This is a genomic window from Bacillus sp. B1(2022) (genome assembly GCF_040259625.1).
Lineage (GTDB): Bacteria > Bacillota > Bacilli > Bacillales > Bacillaceae > Bacillus > Bacillus velezensis.
Genome location: NZ_JANIFO010000022.1, coordinates 1 through 9,460 on the forward strand (window position 1 = coordinate 1; position 9,460 = coordinate 9,460).

The 9,460-nt window shown below is 49.0% G+C and carries 2 protein-coding genes; both read right to left on the minus strand.

Translation table 11 applies throughout. The features are described from left to right. A partial coding sequence (locus NQS30_RS21215; RefSeq protein WP_350322347.1) for an amino acid adenylation domain-containing protein occupies positions 1-5,535 on the minus strand: 5,535 nt, incomplete at its 3' end. 25 nt (positions 5,536-5,560) lie between these two features. Beyond that, positions 5,561-9,460 (minus strand): amino acid adenylation domain-containing protein (locus NQS30_RS21220; RefSeq protein WP_350322348.1); only part of this gene is annotated, 3,900 nt, incomplete at its 5' end.

Sequence of the window (9,460 nt, forward strand, 5' to 3'; positions counted from 1 at the left end):
TGTCCCCGCGATGTACAGCTCTCCGATACAGCCCGGCGGCAGAAGCCGTTTCTTTTGATTTAAAATATACAGCCGCATGTTATGCCCGGAAATGCCGATCGGAACATTGTGAAATTCTTTTCCTTGCGGCAAATCAAAGTACGCCGCTTCTACTGTCGCTTCCGTCGGACCGTAGGAATTTGTCAATTCCGTTCCCGGCAGAAGGTCATAAAAACGGGAAACCAGGTGCGGGCCCAATTGTTCGCCGCCGGCAAAAACCCTTTTTAAACATGTCTTTTTGATCGGCTGTTTTCTGGAATTTATATATTCCAAGAAAGCATGAAGCATGGATGGCACAAAATGAGCCGCCGTTATGCGGTTATTCTCCAATGCGTTCAGTATCATTTCAGGGTCTTTCTCGCCGCCTTGCGGAAGGAGGAAAACAGAAGCTCCCGCGATCGGCCACCAAAACAGCTCCCAAATCGAAGCGTCGAAAGAGTATGATGTTTTATGCAAAATGATGTCAGAATCACTTAATCCATAACGCGTTTGCAGTGAGTATAAAAAGTTTACGGCTGACCGATGTTCAATCTGCACGCCTTTTGGGCGTCCCGTAGAACCGGATGTATAGATGATATAAGCCAATGAATCAGGTTTTACCGGAACGTTAGGGTTGGCCGCAGCTTCAGGGTTTCCTGTTTGTCCGCTTTTCAGAGAGATCGTTTCTCCCTCAAAAAGATCTGGTGCGAAAAGTTCTGGTTCTGCCAGTAAGAATTTCACGCCGCTGTCTTTCAGTAAAAAGCGAATCCGCTCTTCCGGGTAATCCGGATCAATCGGCAGATATGCACCGCCTGCTTTTAAGACAGCGTAAATGCCGATCAGCATGTCAGGAGAACGCCGGCCCATAATGGCGGTTTTATCCTCCAGCCTTATCCCGCGCTTGATCAGCTGATGCGCAAGCTCGTTTGCCCTTTCGTTCAGTTCCTGATACGTAATCGAAATGTCATCAGTTAAAATTGCCGGACGGTCCGGCGTTTTTTCCGCCTGCTGTTCCAGCAGATCATGAAGAGACTGATGAAGCGGAAACGCTGTTTTCTGAAAGGGGCTGAAATCTTGAAGCAGAGACACTTCTTCTTTTTCTGTCAAAACAGAAATATCGTCTAATTCCAAGCCCGGATCAGCCGCGGTGTTTTCGGCAAGTGTCGTAAAAAATCCCGCCCATTTTTGAATCGTTTTTCTCTTAAACAAATCGGTGCTGTATTCAAACTGGCAGTATAATTCACCGGCGTTTTCAGAGATGTACAGCGATAAGTCAAATTTAGAAATCGGCAGGCTGACGTCTGCCGGCTGCAGTTCAAGTCCGGCTGCCCTAAGCTTCTGCTGTTCCATATTCTGCAGCGCAAATGTTGTGTCAAACAGCGGATTTCGGGACATGTCCCGCGGCACACCGAGCTTATCGACGAGCTCTTCTAACGGGTAATCCTGATGTTCGTAAGCCTCAAGCGCTGTTTGGCGAATTTCCTTTAAATATTCTTTGAATGTCATGCTTCCGTCGGGACGCGTCCTGAAAGCAAGCGTATTGACAAACATGCCCAGAACGGCGTCAAGGTCGGCATGTGGCCTTCCTGCAATCGGAGACCCGACGATCATATCTTCCTGTCCGCTTAAACGGGCTAACAGAACTGTGTACACACCGAGCAGCGTCATATACAGTGTGCATTTGTTTTCTTTCGCCAGCTTTTTCAACTGTGCTGTATGTTTTTCATTGATGACAAATGACACCCGGTCACCGGAAAAGCTCCGCACCGGGGGACGCGGCTTATCAGCCGGCAATTCAAGCACGGGAATCTCACCGGCAAGCCGGTTCAGCCAGTACTCCTCTTGTTTCCGATATGCGGCGCCCGCCATAAATGATTGCTGCCAGACGGCATAATCTTTGTATTGAATCCGTAACGGCGGCAGACTTCTCTCAGCATACAGCTCACTGAATTCACGTATCAAAAGATTGACGGATACGCCGTCTGAAATAATATGATGCATGTCAGCTAAAAGCAGATGCCGGTCTTTTTCTATTTGGACAAATCCCGCCCGGAAAAGGGGCGCTTTGCCGAGATGGAACGGCCGGATAAACGCTTCGGCTGATTGTTCTTTTGTAAATGCAAACGGCACGTCATCATGAATCCTCTGCACAGGCAGGCCGTTTTTTTCTTCAAAGGACGTTCTGAGCGGTTCATGCCGCCGGATCAGTTCCTTGAACACGGCTTCCATCCTGTCTCGGTCAAACGGCCCCTTCACCTCTAAAACGGCTGGAATGTTATAGCTGACACCGCCATTTTCAAGCTGGTGAAGGACGTACATCCGTTTTTGGGCGGATGAGACAGGATATGTTTCTTTCATTTCTGTCTTTTCTATGGATGCGAACGGGTTCTCTTCTGCTTCACTGATGATTTTGGCGAGTTCTTCTACAGTCGGATGGCTGAAGACATCGCTCAGCGGGATTTGCACACTGCACTCTTTAGCTATTTTTGCAACGAGTGCCGTCGCCTTTAATGAATGGCCGCCAAGCTCGAAAAAGTGATCGTGAACGCCGATCGGGCCGCTTTGAAGCACTTCTTCCCATATGCGGGTAAGCTTCAGCTCCGTCACATTCCGGGGAGCTGTATATTGACGGCCCGCTGCGTACGCCGAAGCTTCCGGAAGGGCCCGCTGATCGACTTTTCCGTTCGCAGTGAGCGGAATTGAGTCAACAAAAGCCCATTTGACCGGAATCATATAATCAGGCAGCTCTTTAGCCAAATCACTTCGCAGCTGAGAAGGATCAGTCGCTTGAGAGACGCTGCAGTAGGCGCATAATTCATTTTCGCCCGATTCATTCGTTTGAATCAGAACGGCAGCTTCTTTCACGGCATGATGATTTGCCAGGACGGTTTCAATTTCCTTCGGTTCAATCCGGTACCCTCTGATCTTCACTTGATCATCTGTCCGGCCGATGTATTCAATTTGGCCGTCCGCACGCAGTCTTGCCAAATCTCCGGTCCGGTACATGACGGCGTCCGTTCTGAACGGATCCGGCAAAAATTTCTCTTCGGTCAGCGCCGGATTGTTCACATAGCCTCTTCCTGTATTCGCCCCGGAAATATACAATTCTCCCGCAATTCCGAGAGGCTGAAGCTGCCTATTTTTGCTGAAAATATACATCTTGTTATGATGGATCGGTTTCCCGATCGGCGGATGTTCAGGTATGTCATCTCCCGCAGAAATCGTATACGTTGAAACCACATGAGTTTCTGACGGGCCGTAATGATTATGCAGATGCATACCGTGTAAACGGAGCGTCTGCCTGAACAAACGCGAAACGGTCAGCTGCTCCCCGGCCGTAATAACATGCTTCACACAGCGGGGAAAAGAATGTGCATAACCTTCTTCATTGAAAAGCATCTTGACAAACGCAGTCGGGAAAAACACAACTTCCGTGTTGTGCTGATCAATAAAAGAAAACAGCTGAGAAACGTCCCGTTTGATTGATTCGGGCACGATACAAAGGGTGCCGCCGCTCAAGAGTACTGAAAATAACTCCTGATAGCAGACGTCAAACGCCACAGATGCGTACTGCAGCACATTTGTGCAAAAATCAATGTCTGTGTTCGTCAATTGGTGAGAAAGCAGGTTGGCCATATTTTTATGTTCGAGCAGCACACCCTTCGGTTTCCCTGTCGTTCCCGATGTATAAATCATATAAAGGAGGTCGTCTGCCGTATTAATGGATTGCACATTGCTTCCGTCCGCTTCCGTCCCGGCGTCTTCTATGTATGTAACCTGCAGCGTTTGTTCCGCGGGCACTGACTGATGCCGCTCTGTTACAACATGGACGCAGCCGCTGTTTTCAATGACATATCGGATACGCTCCTTTGGACTGCCCGGATCTATCGGGACAAAGGCGCCGCCCGCTTTTAAAATACCGAGAACAGCCGCCGCTAAAGAAGGGGAACGGCCGAGCATGACGCCTACCGGTTCCTCCCGCTTTAATCCGCGCTTTTGCAGCAGGCGGGCCAGCTTATTAGCCGATTCGTTCAGCTCTTTGTACGTCACTGACTCGCCTTCATACCGAATCGCGATTTGATCCGGCGTTTTTGCGGCCTGCCGTTCAAACATCGCATGAACCGTGTCATATTCAGGCTTTTCGGTCTCTTCAGAAATCGGCGCAAGCAGCTGCGCTTTTTCCCCTGGAGTGATGATTGCAAGCTTGTCCGGCGTGATGTCCGGTTTGTCGAGAACTTGGGAGACGATATGTGCCAAATGGCCTTTGATATTTTCAATAAATTGGCGGTCATACATGCTTGAATCGTATCTCATTTTCAAATGAATTTCGTCACCCGGCGCCACCATAAGATAAAAACTGTAATTGGTTTCGTCTTCCATGCTGAAATCATGGATGTGAAAAAGGTCTTTCGTGTCCCCCTTGCTGTTCAGCACATCAAGCTCCTGTTCAACCGGATAATTCTCAAAGACGAGAATGTGGTCAATTAAGCCTTGTTTTACCTGTGAATTCGCCTGTATGTCATAAAGCGGATGATAGCTGTATGCCTGTCCTTTCAAAGCGTTCTTTTGCACGTTTTTGATCAGCTTTTGAAACGGGATGTTTGCCCCGCTGATCCGGACAGGCACGGTATTAATAAACAGGCCGATCATTCGCTCGATGCCTTCGATTTCAGACGGCCTTCCGGAAATGACAGAACCAAAAACCGCATCTTCTGTCTGGTTATACGCCTGAAGCAAAATGCCCCAGAGCGTGTGGAAAATGGTGCTCAGCGTGACCTCTTCTTTTACGGCCAGCTCTTTCAGCTTAGCCGTGTCCTCTTTTGAAAAGGAAAACGTCACTTCCTCTTGTCTGCTTTCGCCGGCTTTTTTCTGCTTCGGCAGAATAGTCTGCTGCTCAAAGCCTTCAAGGTATCGCTCCCAGTACGAAGCGGCTTTTTCTTTATCTTGCTCCATCAGCCACTTGATGTAGGTCCCGTACGGCACAGCGGGCTCAAGCGTTAACGGTGTCCGGCGGAGCCGCGAGGCGTATATCTGGAAGAACTCTTTCAGCACGATTCCGAGACACCAGCCATCCATAATGATGTGATGGAAACTCCATATGCACGTATATTCACATTCACCGGTTTGAAGCAGCGTCACCCGCATCAGCATGTCTTTTTGCAGATGAAATCCTTTCTTACGGTCTCTTCGTTTGGCTTCTTCAATATGCTTGATTTGATCAGCCTTGTTTAAATTGGTGAGATTTTCCTCAATGATGCTGACGTTCCGCTCTTTTAATACGACCTGCTGCGGCACTGACACGTTCTGGCTGATAAAGATCGTTCTGAAAATATCATGTCTTTCGAAAAGGGCATGAACGCTCTCTTCAAACACGCGGGTGTCAACCTTCCCCGTTATTGAAAAGGAGGCCTGCTCGGCGTAAGCCTGTGATTCCTTTTGCAGGAGGGAATGAAAAAGCATTCCTTCCTGCATATAAGACAGCGGATAAATATCCTGAATTGCATTCTTTTTTGTCATGTTATAATCTCCCCGTCGCCTTTTTCTACAGTTCCTCGACAAAACTCGCTATGCTGTCCAAATCATCAGATGTTAACGTTTTGCTGCTAAAATCACTAACGGTTTTTTCTGCTTCCTCTTTGCCTGTGCAGTGCGCCATAATATCACGCAAATATTGCTGTAAAGTTTGCAGCAGCTGTTCCATCGTTTCTTTGCGGAAGCGGCTCGGCGGATAGCTCAAACTGAAGTGAAGTTTGTTTTGTGCGGCCATCGCGCTCATTTCCACCGCTTGTTCCCGCTGCCATGTCGGCGTGATGTCGTGCCCGCTTGCAAGACCGGACAGACTGAACGTGTGCTGATCTTCTGTATCATTGAATTGCCCTAAATAGTTAAAGCTGATTTCAGGCGCTTGTCTGAAGCGGATTGTTTTTTGTTCAGGCGGTGTCATGTATTTTAAAATGCCGTAGCCTATTCCTTTATCCGGTATTCTTCCGAGTGTGTCTTTGACCGTTTTTACCGCCGTTCCAAGCTCAGCGCCTGCTGTGTTCAAGTCAATGAGCACCGGATACATGGAGGTAAACCAGCCTACGGTGCGGCTGATGTCGAGCTCCGGCATGATGTGCTCTCTTCCGTGCCCTTCCATCGCGATGCGCAGTCTGCCGCCCCCTGTCCAGTCCCGTAAAGCCAAAGCTGCGGCAGTCAGAAGAATATCTTGCGTATCGGTATGGTAGGCCCGGTTTACCTGCTGAAGCAAAACGGACGTTTCTTCTTCTGTAAGCGTAAAGCTTACCGTTTGCCGAATGCTGTCGGCTCCCGTCTGATGCTGCGGTTTTTCATGAGGAAGTTCGGCGGCTGTTTCTTCTTCAATAAAACGCCAATATTCTTCTTCACGCATCAGCTTGCTGCTTTTTGCGTATTCTGAAAGCCTTTCAGCGTATTGCTTAAACGAATCGGTCTTTGGCGGAAGCTGGACCGGCTGACCTTTTACGGCTTGAGTGTAAGCGGCAGATAAATCCTCCAGCAAAATACGCCATGACACTCCGTCAACCGCCAGGTGATGTACGGTGATGAATAAATAATCCCCGGACCGGGTTTTGAACCAGCCGGCTTTTAATAACGGGCCTTTTTCAATATCCATCCGCTGTTGGAGCGCAGCAACTTCACTTTCTATTTCTTTTTCCCAAGTATCTGTCTCAGACAGATCCCAAATGTCCAAGCTGTGAAGTTCATCTTTTTGAATACCGTGATTGATTTGTCTGAAACTTTCGTTTTCTGTACTGACGGTGATCCGGAGTGCATCATGATGAATGACAAGATGCTGCAAGGCTTCTTTGAGCGGCTGTTTATGCAATGCGTCAGAGCTGAACATCATGACGGACTGATTGAAATGATTTCTGTTTTCCATCCGCTGTGATAAAAACCACTGCTGAACGGGTGTCCAAGGAATGTTTCCTTCCACCGGCCGCTGATCGATAACTCTTTCTGCTTTCCGGATAAGAGGCGCGAGCTCCTTAATGGACGGATGCCGGAATAAGTCACTCGCCGTCATTTTCCACCCATAGCGTCCGAGCCGTGCGGAAACTTGCAGCGCTTTGATTGAGTCGCCGCCCAATTCAAAAAATGAGTCCTCAATCCCGACTTGTTTTGCGCCGAGCACTTCCTGCCAGATCACGGAAAGCTGTTCTTCGAGCTCATTGCGGGGAGCTGTGTACGCGGTTTGAAGCGCGAGCTCCGGTTCGGGCAGATTTTTCCGATCCAATTTACCGTTCGGCGTAAGCGGCAGCTTCTCAAGTTCCATCATATAGGCCGGAACCATGTAATTCGGCAGTTGCTTAGACAGTGAAGAACGCACTTTTTCTGTATCCATGTCCGCCTGCAGACTCATATATGCGATCAGTTCTTTATTGCCGGACTGCCCGGTTCTGACTGACACGGCAGCTTCTTTCACGCCGTCCAGGCTCCTCAGTGCGGCTTCAATCTCTCCCAGCTCCACCCGATAACCGCGGATTTTCACTTGATCATCCATCCGCCCGGCATATTCGATCGTTCCGTCCGGCAGCCAGCGGGCTAAATCTCCGGTGCGGTACATCCGTTCTCCGGGAACAAAAGGATTAGGGACAAATTTTTCTTCCGTCAGCTCAGGGCGGCCGAAATATCCTCTTGCCACACCGTCTCCGCCCGTGCACAATTCGCCGATGACGCCGATCGGCTGCGGTGTTCCCCTGCTGTTTATGATATATGCGGTTGAATTTCCGACAGGGCGGCCGATCGGGATTGAATGATCGTATGATTGTTCAATCAAAAAGCAAGTCGAGAACGTCGTGTTTTCAGTCGGTCCGTATCCATTCCATACTGAGAGATGCGGAAGCGCATTCCGAACCCGGTTTACATGGCTTGGGGACAGTGCTTCCCCGCCGATAATCAATCGGGATAATCCGGAAAACACGTGTTCATTTTGTTCTGATAAATGGTTGAACAGAGACGATGTCAGCCACAGTGTCGTAATGCCGTTTTGCTGTATAAATGTTTCCAGAACATCCGAGTCGAGATAGGTTTCCTGGTCACTTACATATAAAGAAGCGCCGTTTAAAAGCGGTCCGAATATTTCAAATGTCGTAACGTCAAATCCTAATGATGAAGTAAACAATAGTCTGTCTTCCGGCGTAAAATCAATATAATTGCTGTTTTTCACAAGGCGGATCACGCTTCGCTGTTCAATCATGACGCCTTTTGGCGCACCTGTTGATCCGGACGTATAAATCATGTAGGCCAACGATTCAGGTCCGCCGAGCGGTTCGGGATTTTCTGAACTCAAGCCGGCCTTTGTTTGAATATCCTCTATGAATAAACGTTTTCCTGAAAGCGGCAGACCGTCAAGTTTATCAGATTGGAGAAGAATATCAGCTTTACAGTCTTTAAGCATCCATTCAGCCCGTTCCCGCGGCACATCGTCACCAATAGGCAAGTAGGCGCCTCCCGCTTTTAATATTCCGAGGATTCCGGAGGCAAGCTCTGTTGTGCGGCCGGTTAATAAGGCGACAACGCTTTCCGGACCGACGCCATTTGATCGGAGAGCCGCCGCTATTCTGTTAGCCCGTTCGTTCAGCTCACGGTATGTCAAGATTTGTCCATCATATACAACTGCCCGGGCATCGGGGGTTTCTTTTGCCTGCCGCTCAAATAAACGGCTGATGGTTTCGTGTCTTGGGTAATCGCTTTTCGTCTGATTAAACTGATAAATGACGCGATTTGTTTCAGTATTATCCAGTACGTGAATGTCACCAAGCGGTATCGCTTGGTTTTCAATTACTTTTGTAAGAATACGGGTAAAATAACAAAGCCATTTTTCAATTGTCTGTTTTTGATAGATATCTGTATTGAATTCAAAATCAAAGCTGATGGAACCGTCAGACCCTTCTGACGCGTAAAGCGTGGCATCAAACTTTGCGGTTTTATGACTTGTATCCGCAGCTTGAGCCAAATGCAGCTTATTTAACACCAGGGATTCACGCTCCATATTTTGGAGCACAAACATAACGTCAAACAGCGGATTGCGGCTCGTGTCCCGCTGCACGCCAAGCCGTTCCACAAGCTCTTCAAACGGGTAGTCCTGATGCTCATAGGCCTCAAGCGCCGCCTGGCGGACTTCCGCCAAGTAATCGGTGAACCGTTTGTCCCCTTTCGGCTCCGTTCTGATGGCGAGCGTGTTGACGAACATGCCGAGAATCGGTTCAAGGTCTTTGTGCGGACGCCCGGCAATTGGCGAGCCGACGATGATGTCTTCCTGCCCGCTCAATCTCGCGAGTAACGTATTGTACGCGGCGAGAAGCACCATATACAAAGTGGAGCCGTGATCCCGGGCGATTCGGTGAAGGCCGGATGCCGTTTCAGCGTCAAGCGCGCACGATACGCTGCCGCCCGCAAAGCTTCTGACAGTCGGACGGGG